Below are 26,948 nucleotides of genomic sequence, written 5' to 3' on the forward strand. Positions count from 1 at the left end.
AATAACGATCCCGTCACCTGAACGGTCGTCTTTGCTGCGGCAGGAAACTCTTGTCCGCTTTTAACTGTGGTGTACGCCACATAACGTCCGATGGGTCGCCCGAGTGCCCGTGATAAATCTTCACGACCACTCGGGGACGCCACCCCTGTTCCCGAGGGCGCTACGGGCCGGCAACCGCCGGCGGCACTCCATCCATATCCGGGGGGATCAGGACCTGATCCGCGGTCTCAACGGCGCGGATCGGCGTGGAGAAAGGCGCAGCACATGACATCGGCGCAGGTCGACAAAGGGAACAGCGGCGGGCAGGCCGTAGAGGTCGCGGATTCCGGCACGTCCGGCGAGGGATACCAGCGGGCCCTCGGCGCCCGTCAGATCCAGATGATCGCCATCGGCGGGGCCATCGGCACCGGGCTCTTCCTCGGTGCGGGAAAGGCGATCGCCAAGGCCGGGCCCAGTCTCGTCCTGGCCTATGCCGTCGCGGGCCTGGTGATCTTCTTCATCATGCGGGCCCTGGGCGAACTCCTCATGTACCGGCCGGTCTCGGGTTCCTTCTCCGAGTACGCCCGTGAATTCATCGGCCCCTTCGCGGGCTTCGTCACCGGCTGGACCTACTGGCTGTTCTGGGTCGTCACCGGAATCACCGAAGTCACCGCCGCGGCCCAGTACATGACGTTCTGGTTCGACATTCCCCAATGGGTTTCCGCACTGATCTTCACGATCATCCTGTACGGGGTGAACCTGATCTCCGTGAAACTCTTCGGTGAACTCGAATTCTGGTTCTCGATGGTCAAGGTCACCGCCATCGTCGGCATGATCCTCATCTGCGCCGGAATTCTCACCCTCGGCTTCTCCGACGCCGGGGACACCGCGTCCGTCACCCACCTCTGGGCCGACGGCGGATTCTTCCCGCACGGCATCAAGGGCACCCTGATGACGCTGCAGATCGTGATGTTCGCCTTCCTCGCCGTCGAACTGGTCGGCGTCACCGCGGGCGAGTCCAAGGACCCGAAGACCGTCCTGCCCAAGGCCATCAACACCGTGCCGTGGCGCATCGCCGTCTTCTACGTCGGCGCGCTCATCATGATCCTCTCCGTGGTCCCGTGGACCGAGTTCCAGCCCGACGTCTCGCCGTTCGTCGCCGCCTTCAAGAAGATGGGCCTCGGCCTCGGCGCCGGCATCGTCAACTTCGTCGTGCTGACCGCCGCGCTCTCCTCCTGCAACTCCGGCATGTACTCCACCGGCCGCATGCTGCGCGACCTCGCACTCAACGGGCAGGGCCCGAAGTTCTTCACCCGGCTCACCAGGAGCGGCACCCCTCTCGTCGGCACCACCTTCTCCGCCGCACTGATGCTCGTCGGCGTCTGGATCAACTACCAGTGGCCCGGTGACGCCTTCACCTACGTCGTCTCGTTCGCCACCATCTCCGGCATGTGGGCCTGGATCATGATCCTGATCAGCCAGCTCCGCTACCGGCGTCTCTCCGATCTCGGGGCGCTCCCCAGGTCGGGCTTCCGGGCCCCCGGCGCCCCGTACACCAGCGTCTTCGCGCTGTTCTTCATAGCCGTGGTCATCGTGATGATGGGCATCGACAAGGACACCCGGGTCTCGCTGTACTGCGCCCCGCTCTGGGCCGCGCTCCTCGGCGTCTCGTACCTAGTCCTCAAGGCCCGCAACCCCGAGAACAAGGCCTTCGCGAAGAACTGAACCCTCTCCGCCACCCGGCCGCCCCGACGGCCGCCGTGTCCACCATGCGGCCCCTTCCGTACCACACTTCGGTACGGAAGGGGCCGCATGCCTATCCTGGCGAAATGCTGACCATCACCAAGGCGCTCTACGACCAGATCGTCGCGCACTCCCGTGCCGACCACCCCGACGAGGCGTGCGGCGTGGTCGCGGGCCCGGCCGGGACCGGCCGCCCCGAGCGGTTCATCCCGATGCTCAACGCCGCCCGCTCGCCCACCTTCTACGAGTTCGACTCGGCCGACCTCCTCAAGCTCTACCGCGAGATGGACGACCGCGACGAGGAGCCGGTGATCGTCTACCACTCCCACACCGCGACCGAGGCCTACCCCTCCCGCACCGACGTCACCTACGCCAACGAGCCCGGCGCCCACTACGTCCTCGTCTCCACGGCGGACACCGACGACGCGGGCCCCTTCCAGTTCCGCTCGTACCGCATCGTGGACGGCGTGATCACCGAGGAGGACGTCGAGGTCGTCGAGGCGTACGAGCCCGCCTGACCCCGCCGCACCGCCGGACACCGGCCGGACGGGACCGGACTCACCCACGGTCCCGTCCACCTGTCGAACATCGAGCATCCACCAGGTGAGATCACACTCGGGATTTCGGACCGGGAATCGATACGATGAGCGCATGGTTCTCCATGACGTGAGCGAAACGACGCCGGGCACGCTGCTCGTCGCGCGGCTGCACGTCGACCTGTGCAGGCTCTCCAGCGCGATCTGTACGTGCCGCCTGCCCGCCGGCCACAAGGCCTGAGCCGGGCCCGCGGCCCGAACACCACACGTACGCACCACCCCCGCGCGGGGGCAGAGCCGCGCGCCCCACGCCACCTCTCCGCTTCCGACAGGAGCACACGCCATGGCCATCGAGGTCCGCATCCCGACCATCCTCCGCACCTACACCGGCGGCGCCAAGGCCGTCGAGGGCAACGGAGCGACCCTCGCCGACCTCTTCACGGACCTGGAGAGCCGGCACAACGGCATCCGCGAGCGCATCGTCGACGGCGACGAACTCCGCCGCTTCGTGAACGTGTACCTCAACGACGAGGACGTCCGCTTCCTCGACGGCATCTCCACCGAGCTCAGCGACGGCGACAGCGTCACCATCCTCCCGGCCGTCGCCGGCGGCATGAACTGATGCGGTACGACAGCCCGCTCGCCGCGGTGGGCAACACCCCGCTCGTCCGCCTGCCGCGGCTGTCACCCTCGGACGACGTCCGGATCTGGGCCAAGCTGGAGGACCGCAACCCCACCGGCTCGATCAAGGACCGTCCCGCGCTCCACATGGTCGAACAGGCGGAGAAGGACGGCCGGTTGACCCCAGGCTGCACCATCCTGGAGCCCACCAGCGGCAACACCGGCATCTCACTCGCCATGGCGGCCAGGCTCAAGGGCTACCGCATGGTGTGCGTCATGCCGGAGAACACCTCCCAGGAGCGGCGCGACCTGCTCGCCATGTGGGGCGCCGAGATCATCTCCTCCCCGGCGGCGGGCGGCTCCAACACGGCCGTCCGCGTCGCCAAGGAGCTGGCCGCCGAGCACCCCGACTGGGTCATGCTCTACCAGTACGGAAACCCGGACAACGCGGGCGCCCACTACGCCACCACCGGCCCGGAGATCCTCGCCGACCTCCCGTCCGTCACCCACTTCGTGGCCGGCCTCGGCACCACGGGAACACTGATGGGCGTCGGCCGCTACCTGCGCGAACACAAGCCGGACGTCAAGATCGTCGCCGCCGAGCCGCGCTACGACGACCTGGTCTACGGGCTCCGCAACCTCGACGAGGGCTTCGTCCCCGAGCTGTACGACGCCTCGGTCCTCACCACCCGCTTCTCCGTCGGCTCGGCGGACGCGGTCACCCGCACCCGCGAACTCCTCCAGCAGGAGGGCATCTTCGCGGGCGTCTCCACCGGCGCCGCACTCCACGCGGCGATCGGCGTGGGAAACAAGGCCGTCAAGGCGGGGGAGCCGGCCGACATCGTCTTCGTCGTCGCCGACGGCGGCTGGAAGTACCTGTCGACGGGCGTCTACACCGCCCCGACCACGGAAGCGGCCATCGAGACCCTGCACGGCCAGCTCTGGGCCTGAGGGCCTTCGAGGAGGTGCGCCCGGCGCGGGCGCACCTCACCCGACCTCACCCGAGGTTCCGCACCCGCTCCCACACCCCCGGGTCCACGACCCCCACCCGGCGCCGGAACCCGCGTACCGCGACCTCCCGCAGCTCGTCCGTCTCCAGGAAGCTCGCCCGGCCCTGCGCGTCACCCACCGTTCCCGCGGGCAGTGCGATCACCCCGGGCCGGTCCGCGTGATGCTTGCTGGTGATCTTCGCGACGAGCGCCGAGCCGCCCCGTACCGACAGCACCAGGCAGGGCCGGTCCTTCGCCCCGGGCCCGTCCTCGTACGGCACCTCGGCCCACCAGATCTCACCCGGCCGAGGCCGCCGCTCCGGCCCCGGCCCACGTCCGGGCCCCGCCGGCGGGCGCGTCCGGCCGCCCGGACGGCCACCGGAGCGCGCCCCCTCCGTCCCCGCCGGCCTGCGGGAACGTCCACGGGACGGGCGCCCGCCCCTTCCCCGCCCATCGGCGACCGCCGCGACGAGTGCGAGCAGCACGACAAGAACGAGCGCGATCCACCACCAGGACATGTCCATGCCCCGACCGTACCGGCGTCACCACCGCTTCCATCGAACCGGTGACAGAGCAGGTGAGTTCCCCCACAACGGACGGCCGTGGAGGAGCGACCGGCTGTTTCGCGCCTTACGCTCGACGAACCGCTCAACAGACCGCACGAACCCTCCCCGTTCCCACGTCTCGGAGGTTCACGCTCCATGAAGCTCACCGTCGTCGGCTGCTCCGGCTCGTTCCCGTCCGCGGGATCAGCGTGTTCGAGCTACCTCGTAGAGGCCGACGGCTTCAGGCTGCTCCTCGACATGGGCAACGGCGCCCTCGGCGAGCTGCAGCGCCATGTCGGTCTCTACGACCTCGACGCCATTTTCCTCAGTCACCTCCATGCCGATCACTGCATCGACATGTGCGCGTACTTCGTCGTCCGCTACTACCGGCACGACGGCGGACGCCCCGCCCCCATCCCGGTCTACGGGCCCGAGGGCACCGAACAGCGGCTGACCACCGCGCACGCCGACACCCCGTCCGAGCACGCGATGAGCGAGGTCTTCGACTTCCACACGCTGAAGCCGGGATCGTTCGAGATCGGCCCCTTCTCCGTACGTACGGAGAAGCTCTGCCACCCCGTCGACACCTTCGGGATCCGTATCGAGCACGGCGGCCGCTCGCTGGCGTACTCCGGCGACACGGGGACCTGCGAGGCCCTGGACGAACTCGCCGAGGGCGTCGACCTGTTCCTCTGTGAAGCATCGTTCATCCACGGCAAGGAGGACATCCCGGACCTCCACCTCAACGGCCGCGAGGCGGGCGAGACCGCCGCCCGGGCCGGCGTGGGGCGCCTGGTCCTCACCCACATCCCGCCGTGGACCGACGCCGACCGCAACCTGGCCGACGCCCGCGTGGTCTTCGACGGACCGGCGGAGGTGGCGGTGCCGGGGGCGGTGTACGAGGTCTAGCCCCCATCGCGGACACGACGAAGCCCTCACCTTCCGCCGGGGAGGTGAGGGCTTCGTCGTGCGTGGGGCGGGGCCTACTTCGCCTCGGCCTTGAGGAGCTCGGCGAGCTCCTCGTCCGACTCACGGCCCGGAGTCGGCAGGTTGAATCTGGTGATCGCGAAGCGGAAGACCACGTAGTAGACCACCGCGAAGCAGAGGCCGACCAGCACCAGCATCCATGGCTTGCTCGCGATGCCGAGGTTCAGGAAGAAGTCGACCGCACCGGCGGAGAAGCCGAAGCCGTCCTTCATGCCGAGGCCCCAGGTGAGGGCCATGGAGACACCGGTGAGCACCGCGTGGATCGCGTACAGCACCGGGGCGATGAACATGAAGGTGAACTCGATCGGCTCGGTGACACCGGTCACGAACGCGGTGAGCGCGAGGGAGAACATCATGCCGCCGACGACCTTGCGGCGCTCCGGGCGGGCGCAGTGCACGATGGCGAGGCACGCGGCCGGGAGGGCGAACATCATGATCGGGAAGAAGCCGGTCATGAACTGTCCGGCCGTCGGGTCACCGGCCAGGAAGCGGTTGATGTCGCCGCTCTTGCCGTGGAACTCGCCGGCCTGGAACCACGGGAACGAGTTCAGCAGGTGGTGCATGCCGACCGGGATCAGCGCACGGTTGGCGACACCGAAGATGCCCGCGCCGACCGCACCGGAACCGACCAGCCACTCGCCGAAGTTGTGCAGCCCGGTGCCGAGGACCGGCCAGATGTAACCGAAGATGATGCCGATGACCAGACCCGCGAAGGCGGAGAGGATCGGGACCAAGCGGCGGCCGCCGAAGAAGCCGGCCCAGGCGGGCAGCTTCGTCCGGTAGAACTTCTGGTAGAGCAGCGCGACGACGATGCCCATCACCACACCGCCGAGGACCTTGGCGTCCACGGGGGCGTCCGTCATGACTATCTTGCCGTCGACCACCGTCGCGACCTGCGGAAGGTTGCTGTCGGTGAAGGTGGCGAGGACCTTCTGGAAGACCAGGTAGCCGGTGACGGCCGCGAGTGCGGTCGAACCGTCCGACTTCTTGGCGAAGCCGATCGCGATGCCGACGGCGAACAGCAGCGCCATGTTGTCGAGGATCGCGTTGCCGCCCGCGGCCATGAAGCTCGCGATCTTGGTGACGAAGTCCGGGAACGAGGCCCTGCCGAGCATGTCGTCGTTGCCGAGACGCACCAGGAGCGCGGCTGCGGGCAGCACCGCGACCGGCAGCATGAGGCTGCGGCCGATGCGCTGCATGACCGACATCACGCCGGCACCCTTCTTCTTGCTGACCGCGGGTGCGGTGTCTGCCGTGGACATCAACTTCCTCCATGGGGCAAGGCGCCGCCCAGGTCGTTCGAGGGGGGGGAGGCGACGACTCGAAAACGCGGCAGAGCGCCACGCGGTCTGGACCACTCAGTGGTGTAGACCAGTTGTAGCACGATGAGTATTGGATAAGGAACCTGCAAATTCCGATTACTTCGCATGAGCCATCACCCACGCTCGGTGACATGACGAAGACCCCCGGACCGATGCGGGTCCGAGGGTCCTCAGGGACTGCTGCGGGCGGGCCGGCAGCCCGTCCGATCTGCTATTTCGTGAGGTTCCTCTCGATCTCCTCCTCCAGCTCGTCGGGCTCCCGGCCCGGTGTCTGAAGGTTGAATCTGGTGATCGCGAACCGGAAGATCAGGTAGTACACGACGGCGAAGGCCAGCCCGATCGGGATGATCAGCCAGGGTTTGGTCGCCAGGCTCCAGTTGATGACGTAGTCGATCAGACCCGCCGAGAAGCTGAAGCCGTCCTTCACCCCGAGCGCCCACGTCACCGCCATGGAGACACCGGTGAGCACCGCGTGGATCGCGTACAGCAGCGGCGCGACGAAGAGGAACGAGTACTCGATCGGCTCGGTGATGCCCGTCACGAACGACGTCAGACCGACCGAGAGCATCATGCCGCCGACCGCCTTCCGGCGATGCGGTTTGGCGCAGTGGTAGATCGCCAGTGCCGCCGCGGGCAGGGCGAACATCATGATCGGGAAGAAGCCCGAGGTGAACTGGCCGGCCGTCGGGTCGCCCGCCAGGAACCGGTTGATGTCACCGTGCACGACCGTGCCGTCCGGCTTGGTGAAGTCGCCGAACTGGAACCAGACGAAGGTGTTGAGGAACTGGTGGAGGCCGATGACCAGCAGCGCGCGGTTGGCGAGACCGAAGATGCCGGAGCCCACCCAGTCCAGGTCCACCAGCCACTTGGAGAAGCTGGTCAGACCGTCACCGATCGGCTGCCACAGCCAGGCGCACAGGCCCGCGAAGAGCAGCCCGACGAAGGCCATGATGATCGGGACGAGGCGTCGGCCGTTGAAGAAGCCCAGCCAGTCCACCAGCTTGACCCGGTGGTACCGCTGCCAGAACCAGGCGGACAGCAGCCCCATCACGATGCCGCCGAACACCCCGGGGTTCTGGTACTCGGCGGCCGTGACCTTGGCGTCGCCGGTCACACAGGTGCCGAACCAGGTGCCGCCGGAGGTGAACGTCGAACCCGGGGCGCAGTCCACCGGGAAGGCGTGCAGCACCGCGTAGTAGACGAGGAAGCCGGCCACCGCGGCGAGCGCGGTCGAACCGTCCGACTTCTTCGCCATGCCGATCGCGACACCGATGCAGAACAGCAGCGGAAGGCCGAGCCCCGAGTCGAGCAGCGCACCGCCCGCCGCCGCGAACACCTTGGCGATGTTGTTCCAGCCCAGACCCTCGTCGCCGAATACGTCCGGCTGGCCCAACCGGTTCAGGATGCCGGCCGCGGGCAGCACGGCGATCGGCAGCTGGAGGCTGCGGCCCATCTTCTGGAGGCCCTGGAAGAAGCCGTTCCACCACGTCTTCCGTGGCACTGCGGCGCTGCTCGAACTCATCGGCATCCTCCCGGAACAGGGTGCGTTCGGCGGTCGTTGCAGACTGGTGTAGACCAGTTGAGGTACGGTGCGTAACCCGCCTGGAAGACAGGGCACCGGTGATCGTCATCATTGGGGACGGTCCAGCCACCCGCTCGCGAAGCTGGGCCAAACGTGCGTTACGGTGACGAAACGGACCCAGGGTGGGCCGTCGCACGCATGTGAAGAACCAGGGAGAAGGCCATGGCCAGCAAGGCTGAGAAGATCGTCGCCGGGCTCGGCGGTATCGAGAACATCGACGAGATCGAAGGCTGCATCACCCGCCTCCGCACCGAGGTCCACGACCCCAGCAAGGTCGACGAAGCCGCGCTCAAGGCCGCCGGGGCCCACGGCGTCGTCAAGATGGGCACCGCGATCCAGGTCGTCATCGGCACCGACGCCGACCCCATCGCCGCCGACATCGAAGACATGATGTGACCGGCCGCCCAGCCCTTCGCTGAGCCGGCCGCTCGGCACCGCACAGGCCCCGCCCACCCGGACGGGGCCTGTCGAGCACCCGAACGGGCGCCGCCCCCGCACCCGATAAAGTCGACGCCATGTCTCGTATCGACGGCCGCACCCCCGAACAGCTCCGCCCCGTCACCATCGAACGCGGATGGAGCAAGCACGCCGAAGGATCCGTACTCATCTCCTTCGGCGACACCAAGGTCTTCTGCACCGCCTCCGTCACCGAAGGCGTCCCGCGCTGGCGCAAGGGCAGCGGCGAAGGCTGGGTCACCGCCGAATACTCCATGCTGCCCCGCTCCACCAACACCCGCGGCGACCGCGAATCCGTACGCGGCAAGATCGGCGGACGCACCCACGAGATCAGCCGCCTCATCGGCCGCTCCCTGCGCGCCGTCATCGACTACAAGGCCCTCGGCGAGAACACCATCGTCCTGGACTGCGACGTCCTCCAGGCCGACGGCGGCACCCGCACCGCCGCCATCACCGGCGCCTACGTCGCCCTCGCCGACGCCGTCAGCTGGGCCCAGCACAAGAAGATCGTCAAGCACGGCCGCAAGCCGCTGACCGACACCGTCTCCGCGATCAGCGTCGGCATCGTCGACGGCACCCCCCTCCTCGACCTCTGCTACGAGGAGGACGTCCGCGCCGAGACCGACATGAACGTCGTCTGCACCGGCGACGGCCGCTTCGTCGAGGTCCAGGGCACCGCCGAGGCCACCCCCTTCGACCGCAAGGAACTCGGCGCCCTCCTCGACCTCGCCACCGCGGGCTGCGCGGACCTCACGGTCTTCCAGAACGACGCCCTCGCCCGCACCCTGGGCGAGTAAAGAAGCAACCAAATACGCACCACAGCGCGTCGTTACGAACACGGGCGCACGGGTCGAACCGTGCGCCCGTCCGCGTATCCGCATCCGGGGAGGAACCGCACCATGGCCAAGGCCACCCGCCACCGCCGCATCACCGTCGCGCTGACCCTGACCGCCCTCACCCTCACCGCCGCCTCCGGCTGCGGCGCCGTCGACAAGGCACTGGACTGCGTCCGCACCGCCGATGCCATCGCCACCAGCGTCGACAACCTCCAGCAGGCCGTCTCCAACGCCACCAGCGACCCCACTCAGGCATCCGAGGCCCTCGACGAGATCGAGAAGGAACTCGGCAACCTCGGCGACAAGACCGACAACGCCGACCTCGGCAAGGCCGTCGACAACCTCCAGGCGGGCGTCGGCAACGTCCGCGACTCCATCGACAAGGGCGACGCCACCCCCGACATCACCCCGGTCACCGACGCCGCCGCGGAGATCGGCAAGGTCTGCACCCCCTGATCACCCCCGATACTGGGTGACATGACCCGCCTCATCCTCGCCACCCGCAACGCCGGGAAGATCACCGAACTCCACGCGATCCTCGCCGACGCCGGCCTCACCCATGAGCTCGTCGGCGCGGACGCGTACCCCGATGTCCCCGACGTCAAGGAAACCGGCGTCACCTTCGCCGAGAACGCCCTGCTCAAGGCCCACGCCCTGGCCAGGGCCACCGGCCACCCGGCCATCGCCGACGACTCCGGCCTCTGCGTGGACGTGCTCGGCGGCGCCCCCGGCATCTTCTCCGCCCGCTGGGCCGGCACCCACGGCGACGACAAGGCCAACCTGGACCTGCTCCTGGCCCAGCTCTCCGACATCGACGAGGCCCACCGCGCCGCCCACTTCGCCTGCGCGGCCGCCCTCGCCCTCCCCGACGGCACGGAACGCGTGGTCGAGGGCCGCCTGCTGGGCACCCTGCGCCACACTCCGGCCGGCACGAACGGCTTCGGCTACGACCCGGTCCTCCAGCCCGAGGGCGAAACCCGCACCTGCGCGGAACTGACCCCGGCGGAGAAGAACGCGATCAGCCACCGGGGCAAGGCGTTCCGGGCACTGGTGCCGGTGGTGCAGGAGCTGGTGGGCCAGGCCTAACGGGTACGAGAACGGCCTGCGAACCAAGTCCCTTGGTTCGCAGGCCGTTTACTGTGCGGCGGAAGGGATTCGAACCCTCAAGCCGTTTCACGGGCCACAGATCCTAAGTCTGCTGTGTCGCCATTGCACCACCGCCGCCAGCCGACAGACATGGTACCGGGGTGCTCCCGCGGGCCGGCGGGTACGGGGTCAGAACTTCGGTTCAGGTGTCTGGGCCGCGCACAGTTCCGCCGCCTCTTCCTCCGTCTCCACCGACGGTGGGGAGCCGGCCAGGGGCTTCCTGGCGGTCTCCTTCATGCAGGCCACGGCGATCACGCCGACCAGGGCCGCCGCCATCGCGTAGAAGGCCGGCATCAGATTGGTGCCGCTCCAGCTGATCAGTGCCGTGATCACCAGTGGGGTCGTGCCGCCGAAGAGGGAGGCCGAGAGGTTGTAGCCCACCGAGAGGGAGCCGTAGCGCACCGGGGTGGGGAAGAGGGCCGGGAGGGCGGCGGACATCGTGCCCAGCATGCAGACCAGGGAGAGGCCCAGCATCAGCATGCCGGTCGTGATGGCGGGGATGCCGCCCTGGCGGATGAGCAGGAAGGCGGGGAGGGAGAGGAAGAAGAAGCCGAGCATGCCGGTCATCAGGAGCGGCTTGCGGCCGAAGCGGTCGGAGAGCTTGCCGACCTGACTGATGATCAGCATCAGGAAGACCATGACGGCGAGCAGGATGAGCAGGCCGTGGGTCTCGCTGTAGCCGAGTTCGTCGGAGAGGTAGGTCGGCATGTACGACAGCAGCATGTAGTCGGTGATGTTGTACGCGCCGACCAGGCAGATGCAGAGGATCAGCGTCGGCCAGTGCTGCCGGAAGATTCTGGCGAGGTCGCCCTTGGCGGTGGTCTCGACGTGGTCGGCGGCCTCCGACGCGTGGACGGTGCCGCCCTCCAGCTTCTGGAAGGCGGGGGTCTCGTCCAGGCGCAGTCGCAGGTAGAGGCCGACCAGGCCGAGGGGGCCCGCGACGAGGAACGGGATGCGCCAGCCCCAGGTCTCCATCTGGCCGGGGTCGAGGGCCGCGGTCAGCGCGGTGACGAGTCCGGCGGCACCGACATAGCCGGCCAGGGTGCCGAATTCGAGGAAGCTGCCGAAGTAGCCGCGGCGCTTGTCGGGGGCGTACTCGGCGATGAACGTGGACGCGCCGCCGTACTCGCCGCCGGTGGAGAAGCCCTGCACCAGGCGGAAGAAGATCAGCAGGGTGGGGGCCCAGAGGCCGATGGCGTCGTGGGAGGGGATGACACCGATGGCGAAGGTGCCGACCGCCATCAGGATCATCGTGAGGGCGAGGACCTTCTTGCGGCCGATCTTGTCACCCATCGGCCCGAAGACCATGCCGCCGAGGGGCCGTACGAGGAAGGCCACGGCGAAGGTCGCGAACGAGGAAAGGAGCTGGGTCGTGTCGTTCCCGGACGGGAAGAAGACATGGCCCAGGGTGACGGCCAGATAGGAGTAGATCCCGAAGTCGAACCACTCCATGGCGTTCCCCAGCGAGGCCGCCTTCACCGCCCGCTTGACCGCCCGGTCGTCGGTGACGGTGATGTCCGACCTGCGCAGCCTGGGGTTTCTCCGCTGCCGGATGGCCCGGAAGAGGGTGGGGTGGCGTTTGACCGCTTCAGGGTCGGCCGCCAGGTGGGGGTCGGAAGCCGCCATGGCCGGTCCTTTCCTGGGTGACTGTTCCAGGACAGGCTTCTGCGCGGTCATGGCGGTCGCAAACCGGAAGGACGGCCGATTGGGATGTCCGTCACATGTTCCGGTCACATGTTTCCGCCGCGTACTTCCGCCGCGTACTTCCGTTGCGTGCTTCTGTCGCGTGCTTCCGTCGTCCGTCTCCGCCGGATGCTTCCGGGGCGGTCGCCGGTGGGGTCAGATGCCGAGGTCCCTGATGATCTTGGCGACGTGACCGGTGGCCTTGACGTTGTAGAGGGCGCGCTCGACCTTGCCCTCCTCGTCCACGACGATCGTCGAGCGGATGACGCCCGTCACCGTTTTGCCGTAGAGCTTCTTCTCGCCGAAGGCGCCGTACGCCTCAAGGGTCTCCTTGGACGGGTCGCCGACCAGCGTGACCTTGAGGTTCTCCTTCTCGCGGAACTTGGCGAGCTTCTCGGGCTTGTCGGGGGAGACGCCGATGACGTCGTAGCCGGCACCGGCGAGCAGCTCCAGGTTGTCGGTGAAGTCGCAGGCCTGCTTGGTGCAGCCGGGGGTGAGGGCGGCCGGGTAGAAGTAGACGATGACTTTGCGGCCCTTGTGGTCGGCGAGCGAGATCTCGTTGCCGTCGGCGTCGGGCAGAGTGAAGGCGGGGGCGGTGTCGCCGGGCTGGAGTCGCTCGCTCATGGTTCTCCTCGGGTGGCACGTGGGGTGTACGGGACCGAGCGTAATAGGGGTGCCGCCGGGTGCGTGGGCGGTCGAGCTGACAGACTGTCGATGAAGGTTTACCGGACGAGGACCACGGAGGCGGCGCAGTGTCGGATGCCAGGACCCCTGCGCAGATCGAGGCGGACATCATCACCAGGCGTGAGCAGCTCGCGGTGGTGCTCGATGAGATCGGGGTGCGGGTGCACCCGAAGACGATCATTGGTGACGCGAAGGCGAAGGCCGCCGAGGCTGTCGACCGGACGGCCGGGCGGGCGTTCGTCGCGGTGAACCGGACGGTGTCGGACGTGAAGGCGCAGTTCGTGTCCGAGGACGGGGCTCCGCGCCTGGAGCGGGTGATTCCGGCGGCGATGCTCGCGGTGGGTGTGGTGGGTCTGGTCGTGGCGTCGAAGCGGCGCCGCAGGAGCTGATGCCGCGGCCCGCGCACCCCGGAGGGGCGTGGCGCCGCCGCGGGCAGGTAGGTTGCGGGGCGTGAGCGAGAACACCGACGACAAACTGCCCATCCGCATGCTGCACGATCGTGTGCTGGTCCGGTCCGATACGCCCGAGGGCGAGCGGCGTTCCGGTGGCGGCATCCTCATCCCGGCGACGGCCGCGGTCGGCCGCCGGCTGGCCTGGGCCGTGGTGGTCGCGGTGGGCCAGAACGTACGGACGGTGGAGCCGGGCGACCGGGTGCTGTACGACCCCGAGGACCGTGCGGAGGTCGAGGTGCGCGGGGTGGCGTACGTGCTGATGCGTGAGCGGGATCTGCACGCGGTGGCTGCGGACCGGTTCGAGGGCTCGGTGGACTCCACCGGGCTGTATCTGTAGCCGACCGCGGCAGCGGTGGTGGTGTGGCCTGGTGACCGGTGTCACCAGGCCTTTTGCGTGTTCTTTGCTACGGTGGTGTGACCCCGACGAGACGCGCCGTACCGGGCTTCGAAAAGACGACGCACCCATGTTGTTCGCGTGTTCTGTTCGTCGGAGGTGCCGTCATGGCCTGGGTTCTGCTCGTTGTCGCCGGTCTGCTGGAAGTGGCCTGGTCGATCGGGATGAAGTACACCGAGGGGTTCACCCGGCTCTGGCCGAGCGTGTTCACCGGCCTCGGGATCGTGGCGAGCATGGTGTTGCTGTCCCATGCGGCCCGGACACTGCCGATCGGTACGGCGTACGGGGTGTGGGTCGGTATCGGTGCGGCCGGTGCGGCGGTGCTGGGCATGGTCGTGCTGAACGAGCCGGTGACCGCCGCCCGGATCTTCTTCGTCTGTCTGCTGCTGGTCGCCGTCGTCGGGCTGAAGGCGACCTCGGGTCACTGACCCGGGGCCGGTGTGCCCCGGGGGCCGGGAAGGAATTCACTGCCTTCCCGGCCGCCGCCGTCCCCGCCCCCGGCCCCCGCCCCGCCGCCGTTCTCGCCGCCGCGCGGGCCGCCGTTGTCACCGCCGCCGTTCTGCGTGCCGCCGTTTCCCGCGGTGCCGTCGGTCGGGCTGCCGGTGTCCGTGCCGCCGGTGGCCGGTTCGCTGCTGCCGGGGGTCGAGGAGCTGCCGGGCGGGGTGGATCCGGGGGTGCTGGGCGGGGTGCTGGAGGTGTTCTCGGAGGGCGTCCCGGTCTTCCGGGGGCCGGTTTCCTCGTCGGTGGGCGGGGCGGGTTCCTCGGCGCCGCTTTCGAGTTCGAGGTCGAAGTCCGTGGCCGTGGTGGACCGCAGGGCGGCCTCGGTGTACTGGGCCCAGGTCTGGGCGGGTGCGCCGCCGCCGTTGATGCGGGCGAGCCCCAGCGCCCCGTACAGCGGCTTCTGCACGCCGGTCTCGGGGTCCTGGCCCATGACGGCGATGACGGTGGTGAGGTCGGGGGTGTAGCCGGCGAACCAGGCCGCCTTGTCCTCCTCGGCGGTGCCGGTCTTGCCCGCGGCGGGGCGTCCGGCGGCCTGGGCGGCGGTGCCGGTGCCGCTCTCGACGACGCTCCGGAGGATCGAGGTCGTGGTGTCGGCGGCTTCGCGGCTGACCGCCTGTTCGGTGTGGCCGCCGTCGGGGAGTTCGAGGTCCTCGCCGTCCTTGGTGATCCGGTCGACGAGGGTGTACGCGCTGTGCCGGCCGTGGTTGGCGAGGGTGGCGTACGCCTCGGTCATGTCGAGGACGCTGGCGGTGGCGACGCCGAGGGCGTTGGACGGGTACGCGGTGAGGTCGGGGGTGTTCTCGGGGAGGCCGAGGTCGATGGCGGTCTGCTTGACCTTGCCGGGGCCGACGTCCTCGGCCATCTGGGCGTAGACGGCGTTGACGGACTTGTCGGTGGCGGTGGAGACGGTGATGGGCCCGTAGCTGATGTCGTCCTCGTTGGCGGGGGCGTAGCCGGTGGGTCCGTCGGGGCCCTGGACCATGCGCTTGTTGGTGCCGTCGTAGATGGTGTTGGGGGTGATGCGCCGGCCGTCCTGGGTGGTGGAGCGGTTGGCGACGGCGGAGGTGAAGACGAAGGGCTTGAAGGTGGAGCCGACCTGGTAGTCGCGGCGGGTCGCGTTGTTCACGTACTGCTTGGTGTAGTCGATGCCGCCGTACATGGCGACGACGCGGCCGGTGCCGGGGTCGATGGAGGCGCCGCCGACGCGGACGTTGCGGTCGGCCTTGCGGTCGGGGCTGGTCTGGGACATGACGTTGTCGTCGACGGCCTCGACCAGGGCGTTCTGCTTCTTCCTCTCCAGAGTGGTGGTGATCCGGTAGCCGCCGGTGGCGAGGGTGTCCTCGTCGATGACGTCGTTGCCGGTGAGGTAGTCGTCGACGGCCTGGACGATGTAGCCGCGCTGTCCGGAGAGCCCGGTGGACGGCTTGACCTTGCCGGGTACGGGGAATTTCATCGCGGCGCGTTCGGCCGGGCCGAGCCACTTCTCCTTGACCATGCCGTCGAGCACGTAGTTCCAGCGTCCGAGGGCGGCGGCCTTGTTCTGGGGGTGGACGACGATGTCGTACGCGCTGGGGGCGTTGAGCAGGGAGGCGAGGTAGGCGCCCTCGGCGGTGGTGATCTCGCCGATGTCCTTGGAGTAGTAGGCCTGGGCGGCGGCCTGGATGCCGTAGGCGTTGCGGCCGAAGTAGCTGGTGTTGAGGTAGCCCTCGAAGATCTGGTCCTTGGACTCCTCGCGGTTGAGCTTGACCGCGATGAAGAACTCCTTGGCCTTGCGGACGATGGTCTGCTCCTGGCCCAGGTAGTAGTTCTTGACGTACTGCTGGGTGATCGTCGAGCCGCCCTGTTTGCCCTTGCCGGTGAGCGTGTTGAAGGCGGCGCGGGCCATGGCCTTGAGGTCGACGGCCCGTTCGGAGTAGAAGTCGCGGTCCTCCGCGGCGAGGACCGCGCGCTGGACGGTGAGCGGGACCTGGGCGAGCTTGACGTTCTCCCGGTTGATCTCGCCCGAGCGGGCGATGACGCTGCCGTCCTTGTAGAGGTAGACGTTGGACTGCGCGGTGGCGCTGACGTTGGCGGGCGGGATGTCGACGAGCTCGTACCCGGCGATGAAGCCGCCGATCAGGAGCACGGCGACGGTGAGGACGGCGCCGAGGACCATCCGCCAGGTGGGGACGGCACGGCGCCATCCGGTGCGCTTGGGGCGCTTGGGCCGTCCGGGCCTCTCGGGATTGCCGCCTTCGCCGCCCGGTCCGCCGGACGCTCCGGTGGTGCCGTGGGCAGCCGGATCCCTGGGGGCCCAGCCCCGGGGCCGGTGTTCCCCGCTCGGCTGCTGTGGCTCGTCGCTCATGTCCGTGCAGACTCCTCGGCCGCGGTCAGTTCCCCCATAGTGCCCTTTTCTGTGGAATAAGCGCCGGATCGACCCCGAATCGCCCCGAAAAGCGGTCGCGGCGGTTGTCCCCGCTGCACTAGGGTCTTGCGCTTTGGTGTCCAAGGCCGTTGGGCACCCTGCGATGGGGGGTGTGTGCGGTGCGGCTTTACGCGGTGGTGGCGGCGGGACAGTTCCGGCGCTACGCCACCTACCGGACCGCCACGGCGGCCGGAGTCTTCACCAACACCGTCTTCGGGTTCATCCTCGCGTACACCTATGTGGCGTTGTGGGACGAGCGGCCGCAACTCGGTGGCTACGACATGTCCCAGGCGCTCAGCTATGTCTGGCTGGGGCAGGCGCTGCTGATGACCTGTTCCATGATGGGCGGCGGTTTCGAGGACGAGCTGATCGAGCGGATCCGGACCGGCGACATCGCGGTCGATCTCTACCGGCCCGCGGATCTCCAACTGTGGTGGCTGGCGGGCGATCTGGGCCGGGCCGCGTTCCATCTGCTGGGGCGGGGCATCGTGCCGATGCTGGCGGGATCGCTCGCCTTCGAACTGGCGCTGCCCTCCTCGCCGGGGGTCTGGGTGGCCTTCCTGGTCTCGGTGGGGCTCGGCGTCGTGGTCAGTTTCGCGATCCGCTATCTGGTGGCGCTCTCCGCGTTCTGGCTGCTGGACGGGGCGGGGATGGCGCAGATGGCCTGGCTGGCCGGGATGTTCTTCTCCGGGATGCTCCTTCCGCTGACGCTGTTCCCCGGGGTGCTGGGGGACGTCGCCCGGGCGCTGCCGTGGTCGTCGCTGCTCCAGGTGCCGGCCGATGTGTTCCTGGGCAAGTACCCGGGCTGGGAGCTGGTGAGGGCGTACGCCTTCCAGGCCGGCTGGGCGCTGGCGCTGCTGCTGGCGGGGCGGATGGTGCAGTCGGTGGCGACGAGGAGGGTGGTGGTCCAGGGTGGCTGACACGACCGGTGCGGTGGAGGTGGCCGGGACGGCGGACGGGCTCGGCGGCCGTCCCGCGGAGCGGCCCGAGGCGGTGTTCGCCGAGCGGCCCGGGTTCGTCGAGGGCGTCAGGGCGTACGGGCTGATCGCGATGATGTGGCTGCGCTCGACGATGGCGTACCGCGCCTCGTTCGCCATGACGGCGTTCGGGAACTTCGCGGCGACCGCCTTCGACTTCGTCGCGATCCTGCTGATGTTCTCGCACGTGGACCGGCTGGGCGGCTACACACTCCCCGAGATCGCCCTGCTGTACGGGGTGTCGGGCACCGCGTTCGGTCTCGCCGATCTGTTGCTGGGCTCGATGGACCGGCTGGGCGCGCGGGTGCGCGACGGCACGCTGGACACTTTGCTGGTGCGGCCGGTCCCGGTGCTCGCTCAGGTGGCGGCGGACCGGTTCGCGCTGCGCAGGCTGGGCCGGGTGCTCCAGGGGGTACTGGTGCTGGGGTACGCGCTGGTGACGCTGGACATCGAGTGGACGCCGCTGAAGGTGGCCATGATGCCGATGATGCTGCTGAGCGGGGCAGCGGTCTTCGGGGCGCTGTTCGTGGCCGGGGCGGCGTTCCAGTTCGTCGCGCAGGACGCCTCCCAGGTGCAGAACGCCTTCACGTACGGCGGGAACACACTGCTCCAGTACCCGCCGTCGGTCTTCGCGAAGGACCTGGTGCGCGGGGTGACGTTCGTGGTGCCGCTGGCCTTCGTGAACTGGCTGCCCGCGCTGTACGTGCTGGGCCGGGACTATCCGCTGGATCTGCCGGTCTGGGTGGCTTTCCTGCCGCCGGTGGTGGCGGTTCTGTGCTGGCTGCCGGCCGGTCTGGGCTGGCGCTCGGGGCTGCGCGCGTACCGCAGTACAGGAAGTTGAACCACAACTACGAACGGGACAGGGCATCGGACATGGACGCGGAAACCCCCTCCGGCTTCATCGAGCTCGACCAGGTGGAAAAGGTCTTCGACGTGCGTCGCAAGACCGGATTCATGCGCGGTGAACGCCGCCAGGTGCGGGCGGTCGACTCGATCAGCTTCCGCGTCGCACGCGGCGAGATGGTCGGCTACATCGGCCCGAACGGTGCGGGCAAGTCGACCACGATCAAGATGCTGACCGGCATCCTCACCCCGAGCGGCGGCCGGCTGCGGGTGGCGGGCATCGACCCTTCGCGGGAGCGTACGCGGCTGGCGCACCGGATCGGTGTGGTGTTCGGCCAGCGCACCACGCTCTGGTGGGACCTGCCGCTGCGCGACTCGTACCGGCTGATGCACCGGATGTACCGGATTCCCGACGCGCGCTACCGGGAGAATCTGGACCGCTGTGTCGAACTGCTCGACCTGGGCGAGCTGTTGGACGTTCCGGTGCGGCAGCTGTCGTTGGGACAACGGATGCGCGGTGACATCGCGGCGGCGCTGCTGCACGATCCCGAGGTGTTGTATCTGGACGAGCCGACGATCGGGCTGGACGTCGTCTCCAAGTCCAAGGTCCGTGGTTTCCTGCGGGATCTGAACGCCGAACGCGGTACGACGGTGCTGCTCACGACCCATGATCTGACGGACATCGAGCAGCTCTGCAAGCGGGTGATGGTGATCGACCACGGCCGTCTGATGTACGACGGCGCCCTCGCCGGTCTGCACGAGGTGGGCGAGAGCGAGCGGACGCTGGTGGTCGACCTGGAGCGTCAACTGCCGCCCATCCGGCTGGAGTCGGCGCCCACGGTCCGTACGGTGAAGGTGGACGGGCCGCGGCAGTGGCTGACCTTCCCGGCCTCGGAGTCGGCCGCTCCGCTGGTCGCCCGGATCGCCGCGGACTACCCGCTGGTCGACCTCTCGGTGCGGGAGCCGGACATCGAGGCCGTGATCGCGAAGATGTATGAGTCGGCCACCGGCATGTAGGGCTGGGACGGACGTACGTACGTTCAATAGGCTGCGCGGTATGACAAGTGACCTTCCGGAAATGCGTGCTTCCGATTCCGAGCGTGAGCGTGTCGCCGAGACCCTGCGCGAGGCGGTTGCCGAGGGCCGGCTGGAGATGGCGGAGTTCGAGCAGCGGCTCGAAGCGGCCTACAAGGCCCGTACGCACGGAGAGTTGGAGCCGCTGGTGCGGGATCTTCCGGCGCCGGGCGCGGCGGTGGAGCCGGTGGGGGCGGCCCCGGCGCGGACCGGGTCGCAGAAGCGGTGGGCGGACCGGATCGGGAAGCCCGCCACGTCGGGCGGCGCGTTCGCGATGTGGGGCGGATTCGGTCGCCGGGGCAACTGGACGGTGGGCCGTAAGTTCACCGCGTTCGCGATGTGGGGCGGCGGCGAGATCGATCTGCGCGAGGCGAACTTCGAGGACCGCGAGGTGGTCATCCGCTGCATCACGATCATGGGCGGGATCCAGGTGACGGTTCCGCCCGAGCTGAACGTCGAGGTACGGGGCATCGGTCTCATGGGCGGTTTCGGGGAGCGCTCGAAGGACGAGGGCATCCCGTCGCCGGACTCCCCCCGGGTGCGGATCACCGGCTTCGCGCTGATGGGCGGCGTCGGGGTGGAGCACAAGCGGAGCAAGGCGGAGAAGCAGCGGCTGCGGGATGCGGAGCTGGAGCGGCTGCGGGACCGGCAGCGGGAGCTCGGTGGAGAGCGCGGGAGCGGACGCGGCCGGCTGGAGAAGGGGCCGTCGGACTGAGCGGGGCGGCGCCCCGGGGTGCTCCTGGGGTGTTTCCGGGGCGCCGCTCGTCGAGGCCGACCGTCAGAGCTGGTCGGACGTCGGCCGCTCGTGCACCAGCGTCGTCAGGTCCACCGTCGAGCCCAGCCGCCGGTAGCCCGCGTCGTTCAGGTGGAGGTGGTCGCCGCTGTCGTAGGCCGGCAGGAGCCGTGTCGGGCGGTGGGGGTCACGGGCCGCCGCGTCGAAGTCGATGACGGAGTCGAAGACCCCGCCCGCCCGGATCAGCGCGTTGACCCGTTCCCGTACGCCGTTGCTCCTGGGCGTCCAGGTGGCGAACCCCTCGTACGGCATCAGCGTCGCCCCGACGACCCGCAGGCCCTGTGCGTGGGCGCGCCGGGTCATGGCGCTCAGGCCGTCCGCGATGCGCTGCGGGTCGGTCTCCTGCGGGGACTGCTGCACGTCGTTGATGCCGAGCGCGACGACGACGGTCCTCACTCCGGCGATGTCCAGTACGTCGCGGTCGAAGCGGGCGCTCGCCCGTACGCCGCGTCCGTCGCGCAGGATGCGGTTGCCGGCGATGCCCGCGTTGGCCACCCCGTACCGGCCGCCCAGCCGGTCGGCGAGGACATCGGGCCAGCGGCTGTTCGTGTCGAGGGAGGAGCCGGTGCCCGCGGTGAGCGAGTCGCCGATCACGGCGATCGTCCCGGCGGCGGTCCGGGTGTGCACGTCGACCGCGGTGAGGTAGCGCCAGCCGTCGGTCCGCCGGGCGCCCCACGCGGTGTCCACGTACGACGTCTGGTGGCTGCGCTCGTGGACGGTGACGGGCCCACGGGCGGTGGGGGTGCGCAGGGTGACCACCAGGTCGGAGTCGGCGGCGACCGGGACGGTGACCGGGTCGCTGACGATCTGCCCGCCGGCCGCGACGGTCACGGTGCCGGCGCCCGAGAAGGTCACCGGGCGGGTGTTCACGGTGACGCGGTCCATGACCAGCGGGCGGGTGCCGAAGGCGTTGGAAAGGGTTATGCGGGCCGCGTCGCCGCCGATGCTGGTGTGCACGACGTTGCGGACGGTGCGTCGGTTGAGCGCGCTGCTGTTGTAGGAGTCGATGACCCCGGTGACGGGGGCAGCGGTCCAGGTCGCGGCCCAGAGACCGGTGGAGTGCGCGGGAGCGGCGGGCGTACGGGCCACGGAGCGCGGGTCGGGTACGGCGATCTGCTGCGGCCGGGCACCGGAGCCGGAGAACAGCAGGGAGCCGGCGAACGCCACGGCGGCGGCGAGCGCGGCGGTGCCCGCCACGAGGGCGATGAGCAGGGCGTACCCCTGGCGCCTGGGCATGGGCGGTGTGTCTCCTCATGATCGATCGGACTGATCCCATGATGGGTCAGGGCCTCGGGAACTCGACGTGCGGCCCGGGAGTAGGTCAGGTAGGGACAATGCGTACGGGACACCGGGGGCGAGGCGTACGCGGACGGGTGGAGCGGATGGAACGGATCGATGGGACCGGAGCCGGAGCCGGGGGAGAGGCTGCGCGGCAGCGGGAGCGTGCCGGGGGACGGGCGCCCGGCGGCCGGCCCGCCCCCCTCGCCTCGTTCGCGTACACCGCGGCCGACGAGGAGAAGCGGCGCGGTGTGCGCCGGATGAAGACCACGGCGACGGGCCTCCTTCTGCTGGTCGCGCTCGTGTACGTACTCGCCACCTGGGCGAAGAACGCGGGTGTGGGCGGCTGGCCAGGCTTCGTCGCCGCGGCCGCCGAGGCGGGGATGGTCGGTGCGCTGGCCGACTGGTTCGCCGTCACGGCGCTGTTCAAGCGCCCGCTCGGCCTGCCGATCCCGCACACCGCCATTATCCCCACCAAGAAGGACCAGCTCGGGGCGTCCCTGGGTTCCTTCGTCGGCGAGAATTTTCTCTCCGGCGACGTCGTACGGGGCCGTATCCACGCGCTCGGTGTGGGTGGCCGCCTCGGTGCCTGGCTGGCCGAGCCGGAGCACGCGGACCGGGTCACCGCCGAGCTGTCGACCGCGTTGCGCGGGGCGCTGAAGGTGCTGCGGGATTCGGATGTGCAGGCTGTGGTGGGTGAGGCGATCACCCGGCGGGCCAACGCGGTGGAGATCGGGCCGGGCCTCGGCAAGATGCTGGACAAGATCGTCGCCGACGGCGGCCACCGCAGGGTGGTGGACCTGATCTGCGTACGCGCCCACGACTGGCTGGTGCTGCACGGCGACTCGGTGATGGACGCGGTGCAGGGCGGGGCCCCGGGCTGGACGCCGCGGTTCGTCGACAAGCGGGTCGGGGAGCGGGTCTACAAGGAGCTGCTGCGGTTCGTCACGGAGATGCGGGACATGCCGGGGCACCCGGCGCGCGCCTCGATCGACACGTTCCTGACGGACTTCGCGGCCGACCTCCAGACGGACTCGGACACCCGGGCCCGGGTGGAGCGGCTGAAGTCGGAGATCCTGGGACGCGGTGAGGTCCAGGACGTCATCGCCTCGGCCTGGTCGTCCGTACGCACGATGATCATCGCGGCGGCGGAGGACGAGCAGAGCGAGCTGCGGCTGCGTGCGCGGGCCTCACTGATGGCGCTGGGGGCGCGGCTGGCGACGGACGACCGGCTGCAGGCGAAGCTGGACGGCTGGCTGGAGGACGCGGCGGTCTATGTCGTCACGACCTACCGCGCGGAGATCACCTCGCTGATCAGCGACACGGTGGCGAGCTGGGACGCGGACCAGACGTCGAAGAAGATCGAGGCGCACATCGGCCGCGACCTCCAGTTCATCCGGATCAACGGCACGGTGGTGGGTGCGCTGGCGGGGCTGCTGATCTATACGGTGTCGTGGGCGCTGGGGGCGTAGCGGAGCCCCCGCCCCTCGCGTATGCGCTCAAGGCCGCCCGGCCGTACGTGCTTCGGGCGGCCCTTCCGCAGGAGCTTCAGGCGGCCCGGCGGGTGACCGCCCACGACGCGGCGGCCATGCTGCCCGCCACGGCGAAGACGGCGGGCCAGGCGCCGACCTTCTTGGCCAGCGGGTGCGAACCGGCGAACGCGGCGACGTACGCCGTGGTCAGCCCGACGGCCGCGCGCGGCCCGGCCTGCCGGTTCCACTCGTACGCGGCGACCGTGCCCGCGGCGGCGAGGGCGACCCCGCCCAACGGCCGCTTCCTGGTCCATCGCGCGACGGCGTACCCGCCGACCAGCCCGCTCGCCGCCACCGCCGCTGCCGGAACCTTCGCCATCGCAGCCACCTTCGCCTTCTCGTCCGTGTTGTCCGGGCCCGGAGCCCGGGTCTTCGAGGCTAACGCGATGCCCGGGATTCCGGTCGCCGAGGGGGTGCACAAGCGTTTACCCTGGGGGTGAACACGCGTGCACCCCCTGTGCCGGGCCCAGCACCGCCCGCCCGGCGCACCCGCACGACCGCACCGCACGCCGCCCTCGCACGACGCCCCGGCCGCCGAGCACCGTACGGAGAGCCATGCCCGCGGACATACCCGCCCCGACCACCGGCACCACCACCGCCGACGAGGCACCGCATCCCCGCTTCGCCGTCGGTGTGCTGGCGTTCTGCGGTGTCGTGGTCGCGGTGATGCAGACGATCGTCGTCCCGCTGCTTCCGCACATCCCGGCCCTCACCGGCGCGACCCCGGCCGCCGCGAGCTGGCTGGTCACCGTCACCCTGCTCACCGGTGCCGTGTTCACACCCGTCCTGGGCCGGGCCGGCGACATGTACGGCAAGCGGCGGGTACTCGTTGCCTCGCTCCTGGTGCTGGTGGTGGGTTCGGTTCTGTGCGCGGTCAGTTCGCACATCGGGGTACTGATCACCGGCCGCGCCCTGCAGGGTGCGGCGCTCGCCGTACTGCCACTGGGCATGAGCATCCTGCGCGACGAACTCCCGCCCGAGCGGGTGCTGTCCGCCGTGGCGCTGATGAGCTCGACGCTCGGCATCGGTGCGGCGATCGGGCTGCCCGTCGCCGCCCTCGTCGTCGAGAACTTCGACTGGCACACCATGTTCTGGGTGTCGGGTGCGATCGGCGTCATCGACATCGTGCTGGTGCTGTGGTGCGTACCGGAATCCCCGCTCCGCACCCGTGGCCGCTTCGACGCCCTCGGCGCGCTGGGGCTGTCCGGGGCCCTGGTCTGTCTGCTGCTCGCGGTCACCCAGGGCGCCGACTGGGGCTGGACCTCGGCCCGGACGGTCGGCCTGCTGGTGGCGGCCGTCGTCGTGGCGCTGATCTGGGGCGCGTACGAGCTTCGGGTGGTGTCGCCCATGGTCGACCTGCGGGTCTCGGCCCGCCCCGCGGTCCTGCTCACCAACATCGCGGCCCTGCTGATCGGCTTCGCCTTCTACGCGAACTCCCTGGTCACCGCGCAGATGGTGCAGGAGCCGAAGGAGACGGGTTACGGGCTGGGCGCCTCGCTCGTCGTCAGTGGGCTCTGTCTGCTGCCGGGCGGCGTGATGATGGTGGCGCTCTCGCCGGTGTCGGCGCGGATCTCCGCGAAGTACGGTCCGAAGGTCAGCCTGGCGCTGGCTGCCGGGGTGATCGGCACCGGTTACGTGGTGCGCTACTTCACCAGCCACAACCTCTGGCTGATCATCGCGGGCGCGACGGTCGTCGCCTCGGGCACGGCCATCGCGTACTCGGCACTCCCCGCGCTGGTCATGCGCGGCGTCCCGGTGAGCGAGACCGGCGCGGCCAATGGCCTCAACACACTGATGCGGTCGATCGGGCAGGCGTTCTGCAGCGCGACGGTGGCGGCGGTCCTCGCCAACATCACGTTCCGGGTGGGCGGCAGAACGGCCCCGACGCTCCACGCGTACCAACTCGTCTTCCTGATCGCGGCGGGCGCGGCACTGGCGGCGCTGCTGGTCACCCTGTGCCTGCCGGGCGGCCGTACGCCCGTGACGGGGGCGACGGGGGCGACCGGTGAGGCGGGTACGGTCGAAGGGAACCGCGACGTCCCGGGTGACCGCAAGGACGGTGTGCGGACGATGCCGATCCAGGAGGGCGCATGACCAGCGGCCAGGCCACCGCACCGGCCCCGTCCTCGGCCCGGACCCCGGCCCCGTCCTCGGCCGCTGCCCGGTCCGCCGCCGATCCGGGCAGCGGCAAGGGCGCGATCCTGCGCGCCGCCCGCCGGGCGTTCACCCAGCGCCCGTACGCCGAGGTCACCATCAGGGGGATCGCGGCCGACGCCGGAGTGAGCCCGTCCCTGGTGGTCAAGCACTTCGGCCGCAAGGAAGAACTCTTCAACACCGTCGCCGACTTCGGCCCCGCCGCCGCCGAACTCCTCGACGCGCCGCTCGAAGCCCTGGGCCGCCACATGGTGGTGACACTGGTGAACCACCGCCGTGAACTGCAGTCGGACCCGCTGCTGCGCGTCGTCTTCTCGCTGGGCAACCAGGACGAACGCTCCCTGCTGCGCGACCGCTTCCACGAACAGGTCACCGACGCCCTGACCGCCCGCCTCGCCGGCCGTGAACGCGCCCTGCGCGCCGAACTGATCGCCGGCCACCTCCTCGGCCTCGGCGCCACCCTCAGCCTCCACCGCGAAGGCGCCGGCGCGGACGCCACCGCCGAACACATCGCGGACCTGTACGCGCCCGCGCTGCAGTCCCTGATCGGCAGTGCCTGATCGACGGGTGACGTGGGCCCGCCCGCCCGCCCGTTCGGCCGGGGCCGCGGGTCCGTGGGACATGTATGGTCTGGGCCAACCGGACGAGGGGGCCTCATGTCTATCCGTTCCATCCGCGCCGATGCGCGCGGCGCGGCAACGGCCGTGGTCGCGGCGGTGGTTCTCGGCGCGTTCCTGGTGGGGTGCTCGGACGCCGGGACCTCGCAGGGACCGGGCGGTGACGTTCCCTACGTGGCGCCGTCGGCGAACGCCGCAGCCGCGTCCAGGGCCGCCGACGAGGCCGTCGCGGCACAGGACGCCGCCGACGAGGCCAGTGCAGAGGCGGAGGCGTCCGAGGCCGCCGAGGCGGCGCGCAACAGGCCGGAGGCCGTACGCGACGCCTTCGCGGGACTCCAGGCCACACTGAACGACAACTGCACCCCGGGGTCGTCGAACTGCGCCTACTTCCTGGGCCGGGTCCATGACGAACTGGTCCGCCTGGACAAGGCCATGAAGGCGGACGGCCAGGGCCCCGGCCACTTCAAGGAGCCGATCGCCGAGATCGCCGCCCTGCGCAAGACGCTGAACGGCGACCTCTCCACGGAAAACCTGGAGAAGCACCGCTCCGAACTGATCGGCACCCGCGACCACATCAACACCTGGATGCAGGGCCACCCGGAGGACTACCGCTGAGCGCCCGGCCCGGTCACGGGCGGTGGAGCGCCCGGCCCGGTCACGGGCGGTGGAGCGCCCGGCCCCGTCACGGACGGTGGACCGCCCGGCCCCGTCAAGGATGGTGGAGCGCCCGGCCCCGTCAAGGATGGTGGAGCGCCCGGCCCCGTCAAGGATGGTGGAGCGCCCGGCCCCGTCAAGGATGGTGGAGCGCCCGGCCCCGTCT

29 protein-coding genes, 1 tRNA gene and 1 riboswitch are annotated in these 26,948 nt (G+C 69.8%); of the genes, 21 read left to right on the forward strand and 9 right to left on the reverse strand.

Annotation, left to right across the window (positions count from 1 at the left end; translation table 11 throughout):
• The first annotated feature begins 264 nt into the window (after nucleotides 1–264).
• From ACFVH0_RS28570 to ACFVH0_RS28590, 5 genes are all read left to right on the forward strand, one after another.
• On the forward strand, nucleotides 265–1,704 hold the full coding sequence (locus ACFVH0_RS28570; RefSeq protein ID WP_385824785.1) for an amino acid permease: 1,440 nt from the start codon (nucleotides 265–267) through the stop codon (nucleotides 1,702–1,704).
• 104 nt (nucleotides 1,705–1,808) lie between these two features.
• Complete coding sequence (locus ACFVH0_RS28575; protein ID WP_259935047.1) at nucleotides 1,809–2,240, forward strand: M67 family metallopeptidase; 432 nt, start codon at nucleotides 1,809–1,811, stop codon at nucleotides 2,238–2,240.
• A 133-nt stretch (nucleotides 2,241–2,373) separates the two neighbouring features.
• Nucleotides 2,374–2,499 carry a putative leader peptide gene (locus tag ACFVH0_RS28580; protein WP_385824787.1) on the forward strand — a complete coding sequence of 42 codons (126 nt, stop codon included), beginning with the start codon at nucleotides 2,374–2,376 and terminating at the stop codon, nucleotides 2,497–2,499.
• A gap of 102 nt (nucleotides 2,500–2,601) precedes the next feature.
• The gene (locus ACFVH0_RS28585; RefSeq protein ID WP_385824789.1) at nucleotides 2,602–2,880 is read left to right on the forward strand and encodes a MoaD/ThiS family protein; all 279 of its coding nucleotides are present in this window, start codon (nucleotides 2,602–2,604) and stop codon (nucleotides 2,878–2,880) included.
• Nucleotides 2,880–3,830, forward strand: a complete 951-nt coding sequence (locus ACFVH0_RS28590) for a PLP-dependent cysteine synthase family protein (protein ID WP_385824791.1) — start codon at nucleotides 2,880–2,882, stop codon at nucleotides 3,828–3,830. The genes ACFVH0_RS28585 and ACFVH0_RS28590 overlap by 1 nt, the downstream gene beginning before the upstream one ends.
• 46 nt (nucleotides 3,831–3,876) lie before the next feature.
• On the opposite strand, the gene ACFVH0_RS28595 is transcribed toward ACFVH0_RS28590, so the two are convergent.
• Nucleotides 3,877–4,392: a type II toxin-antitoxin system PemK/MazF family toxin gene (locus tag ACFVH0_RS28595; RefSeq protein WP_385824793.1), complete on the reverse strand. Its 516-nt coding sequence runs from the start codon at nucleotides 4,390–4,392 to the stop codon at nucleotides 3,877–3,879.
• Between the two features lie 177 nt (nucleotides 4,393–4,569).
• On the opposite strand from ACFVH0_RS28595, the gene ACFVH0_RS28600 reads away from it, so the two are divergent.
• Nucleotides 4,570–5,322 (forward strand): MBL fold metallo-hydrolase, encoded by a 753-nt coding sequence (locus ACFVH0_RS28600; protein WP_385824795.1) that lies wholly within the window; start codon nucleotides 4,570–4,572, stop codon nucleotides 5,320–5,322.
• A gap of 74 nt (nucleotides 5,323–5,396) precedes the next feature.
• Here ACFVH0_RS28600 and ACFVH0_RS28605 read toward each other — a convergent pair whose 3' ends face one another.
• A complete protein-coding gene (locus tag ACFVH0_RS28605; RefSeq protein ID WP_385824797.1) occupies nucleotides 5,397–6,662 on the reverse strand; it encodes a PTS transporter subunit EIIC in 1,266 nt (421 codons plus the stop codon).
• A 271-nt stretch (nucleotides 6,663–6,933) separates the two neighbouring features.
• On the reverse strand, nucleotides 6,934–8,244 hold the full coding sequence (locus tag ACFVH0_RS28610) for a PTS transporter subunit EIIC (protein ID WP_385824798.1): 1,311 nt from the start codon (nucleotides 8,242–8,244) through the stop codon (nucleotides 6,934–6,936).
• A gap of 222 nt (nucleotides 8,245–8,466) precedes the next feature.
• On the opposite strand from ACFVH0_RS28610, the gene ACFVH0_RS28615 reads away from it, so the two are divergent.
• From ACFVH0_RS28615 to rdgB, 4 genes are all read left to right on the forward strand, one after another.
• On the forward strand, nucleotides 8,467–8,700 hold the full coding sequence (locus ACFVH0_RS28615) for a glucose PTS transporter subunit EIIB (protein WP_014156020.1): 234 nt from the start codon (nucleotides 8,467–8,469) through the stop codon (nucleotides 8,698–8,700).
• 119 nt (nucleotides 8,701–8,819) lie between these two features.
• Entirely contained in the window at nucleotides 8,820–9,557 is a 738-nt protein-coding gene (gene rph / locus ACFVH0_RS28620) for a ribonuclease PH (RefSeq protein WP_124723307.1), read from the forward strand.
• A gap of 102 nt (nucleotides 9,558–9,659) precedes the next feature.
• The gene (locus tag ACFVH0_RS28625; RefSeq protein WP_385824800.1) at nucleotides 9,660–10,052 is read left to right on the forward strand and encodes a hypothetical protein; all 393 of its coding nucleotides are present in this window, start codon (nucleotides 9,660–9,662) and stop codon (nucleotides 10,050–10,052) included.
• Nucleotides 10,053–10,073: 21 nt separating this feature from the next.
• On the forward strand, nucleotides 10,074–10,682 hold the full coding sequence (gene rdgB / locus ACFVH0_RS28630) for an RdgB/HAM1 family non-canonical purine NTP pyrophosphatase (protein ID WP_385824802.1): 609 nt from the start codon (nucleotides 10,074–10,076) through the stop codon (nucleotides 10,680–10,682).
• A 54-nt stretch (nucleotides 10,683–10,736) separates the two neighbouring features.
• Here the strand turns inward: rdgB and ACFVH0_RS28635 are convergent.
• From ACFVH0_RS28635 to bcp, 3 genes are all read right to left on the reverse strand, one after another.
• Nucleotides 10,737–10,820 (reverse strand) — tRNA-Leu (locus ACFVH0_RS28635).
• 51 nt (nucleotides 10,821–10,871) lie between these two features.
• Complete coding sequence (proP, locus tag ACFVH0_RS28640) at nucleotides 10,872–12,368, reverse strand: glycine betaine/L-proline transporter ProP (RefSeq protein WP_385824804.1); 1,497 nt, start codon at nucleotides 12,366–12,368, stop codon at nucleotides 10,872–10,874.
• A gap of 213 nt (nucleotides 12,369–12,581) precedes the next feature.
• Nucleotides 12,582–13,049 carry a thioredoxin-dependent thiol peroxidase gene (gene bcp, locus ACFVH0_RS28645; protein ID WP_385824806.1) on the reverse strand — a complete coding sequence of 156 codons (468 nt, stop codon included), beginning with the start codon at nucleotides 13,047–13,049 and terminating at the stop codon, nucleotides 12,582–12,584.
• 128 nt (nucleotides 13,050–13,177) lie between these two features.
• Between bcp and ACFVH0_RS28650 the strand changes: the two genes are divergently transcribed.
• The 3 genes from ACFVH0_RS28650 (at nucleotide 13,178) to ACFVH0_RS28660 (ending at nucleotide 14,383) form a co-directional block, all read left to right on the forward strand.
• The gene (locus tag ACFVH0_RS28650; protein ID WP_385824810.1) at nucleotides 13,178–13,498 is read left to right on the forward strand and encodes a DUF3618 domain-containing protein; all 321 of its coding nucleotides are present in this window, start codon (nucleotides 13,178–13,180) and stop codon (nucleotides 13,496–13,498) included.
• A gap of 61 nt (nucleotides 13,499–13,559) precedes the next feature.
• Complete coding sequence (locus ACFVH0_RS28655; RefSeq protein ID WP_030923137.1) at nucleotides 13,560–13,898, forward strand: co-chaperone GroES; 339 nt, start codon at nucleotides 13,560–13,562, stop codon at nucleotides 13,896–13,898.
• Nucleotides 13,899–13,959: 61 nt separating this feature from the next.
• Nucleotides 13,960–14,024: riboswitch (guanidine-III (ykkC-III) riboswitch) on the forward strand.
• 38 nt (nucleotides 14,025–14,062) lie between these two features.
• Entirely contained in the window at nucleotides 14,063–14,383 is a 321-nt protein-coding gene (locus ACFVH0_RS28660; protein ID WP_124723313.1) for a multidrug efflux SMR transporter, read from the forward strand.
• On the opposite strand, the gene ACFVH0_RS28665 is transcribed toward ACFVH0_RS28660, so the two are convergent.
• Nucleotides 14,377–16,800, reverse strand: coding sequence for a transglycosylase domain-containing protein (locus ACFVH0_RS28665; protein WP_385824812.1), 2,424 nt, complete (start codon nucleotides 16,798–16,800; stop codon nucleotides 14,377–14,379). The genes ACFVH0_RS28660 and ACFVH0_RS28665 overlap by 7 nt on opposite strands.
• A gap of 179 nt (nucleotides 16,801–16,979) precedes the next feature.
• On the opposite strand from ACFVH0_RS28665, the gene ACFVH0_RS28670 reads away from it, so the two are divergent.
• The 4 genes from ACFVH0_RS28670 (at nucleotide 16,980) to ACFVH0_RS28685 (ending at nucleotide 20,469) form a co-directional block, all read left to right on the forward strand.
• Entirely contained in the window at nucleotides 16,980–17,780 is an 801-nt protein-coding gene (locus ACFVH0_RS28670) for an ABC transporter permease (protein ID WP_385824814.1), read from the forward strand.
• Nucleotides 17,781–17,793: 13 nt separating this feature from the next.
• The gene (locus tag ACFVH0_RS28675) at nucleotides 17,794–18,678 is read left to right on the forward strand and encodes an ABC transporter permease (RefSeq protein WP_385824869.1); all 885 of its coding nucleotides are present in this window, start codon (nucleotides 17,794–17,796) and stop codon (nucleotides 18,676–18,678) included.
• Between the two features lie 32 nt (nucleotides 18,679–18,710).
• Nucleotides 18,711–19,697: an ATP-binding cassette domain-containing protein gene (locus ACFVH0_RS28680; protein WP_385824816.1), complete on the forward strand. Its 987-nt coding sequence runs from the start codon at nucleotides 18,711–18,713 to the stop codon at nucleotides 19,695–19,697.
• Nucleotides 19,698–19,758: 61 nt separating this feature from the next.
• Nucleotides 19,759–20,469: a DUF1707 domain-containing protein gene (locus ACFVH0_RS28685; RefSeq protein WP_385824818.1), complete on the forward strand. Its 711-nt coding sequence runs from the start codon at nucleotides 19,759–19,761 to the stop codon at nucleotides 20,467–20,469.
• Between the two features lie 63 nt (nucleotides 20,470–20,532).
• Here ACFVH0_RS28685 and ACFVH0_RS28690 read toward each other — a convergent pair whose 3' ends face one another.
• The gene (locus tag ACFVH0_RS28690; protein WP_385824820.1) at nucleotides 20,533–21,783 is read right to left on the reverse strand and encodes an SGNH/GDSL hydrolase family protein; all 1,251 of its coding nucleotides are present in this window, start codon (nucleotides 21,781–21,783) and stop codon (nucleotides 20,533–20,535) included.
• Nucleotides 21,784–21,929: 146 nt separating this feature from the next.
• Here ACFVH0_RS28690 and ACFVH0_RS28695 point away from each other — a divergent pair, with 146 nt between their 5' ends.
• Nucleotides 21,930–23,297, forward strand: coding sequence for a DUF445 domain-containing protein (locus ACFVH0_RS28695; protein WP_385824822.1), 1,368 nt, complete (start codon nucleotides 21,930–21,932; stop codon nucleotides 23,295–23,297).
• 76 nt (nucleotides 23,298–23,373) lie between these two features.
• On the opposite strand, the gene ACFVH0_RS28700 is transcribed toward ACFVH0_RS28695, so the two are convergent.
• Complete coding sequence (locus tag ACFVH0_RS28700) at nucleotides 23,374–23,676, reverse strand: hypothetical protein (RefSeq protein ID WP_259935065.1); 303 nt, start codon at nucleotides 23,674–23,676, stop codon at nucleotides 23,374–23,376.
• A gap of 236 nt (nucleotides 23,677–23,912) precedes the next feature.
• On the opposite strand from ACFVH0_RS28700, the gene ACFVH0_RS28705 reads away from it, so the two are divergent.
• The 3 genes from ACFVH0_RS28705 (at nucleotide 23,913) to ACFVH0_RS28715 (ending at nucleotide 26,743) form a co-directional block, all read left to right on the forward strand.
• Nucleotides 23,913–25,451 (forward strand): MFS transporter, encoded by a 1,539-nt coding sequence (locus tag ACFVH0_RS28705; protein ID WP_385824824.1) that lies wholly within the window; start codon nucleotides 23,913–23,915, stop codon nucleotides 25,449–25,451.
• Complete coding sequence (locus ACFVH0_RS28710; protein WP_385824826.1) at nucleotides 25,448–26,071, forward strand: TetR family transcriptional regulator; 624 nt, start codon at nucleotides 25,448–25,450, stop codon at nucleotides 26,069–26,071. The genes ACFVH0_RS28705 and ACFVH0_RS28710 overlap by 4 nt, the downstream gene beginning before the upstream one ends.
• Nucleotides 26,072–26,167: 96 nt before the next feature.
• On the forward strand, nucleotides 26,168–26,743 hold the full coding sequence (locus tag ACFVH0_RS28715; RefSeq protein ID WP_385824828.1) for a hypothetical protein: 576 nt from the start codon (nucleotides 26,168–26,170) through the stop codon (nucleotides 26,741–26,743).
• Nucleotides 26,744–26,948: the final 205 nt, after the last annotated feature.

This window comes from Streptomyces sp. NPDC127117 (assembly GCF_042677325.1).
Lineage (GTDB): Bacteria > Actinomycetota > Actinomycetes > Streptomycetales > Streptomycetaceae > Streptomyces.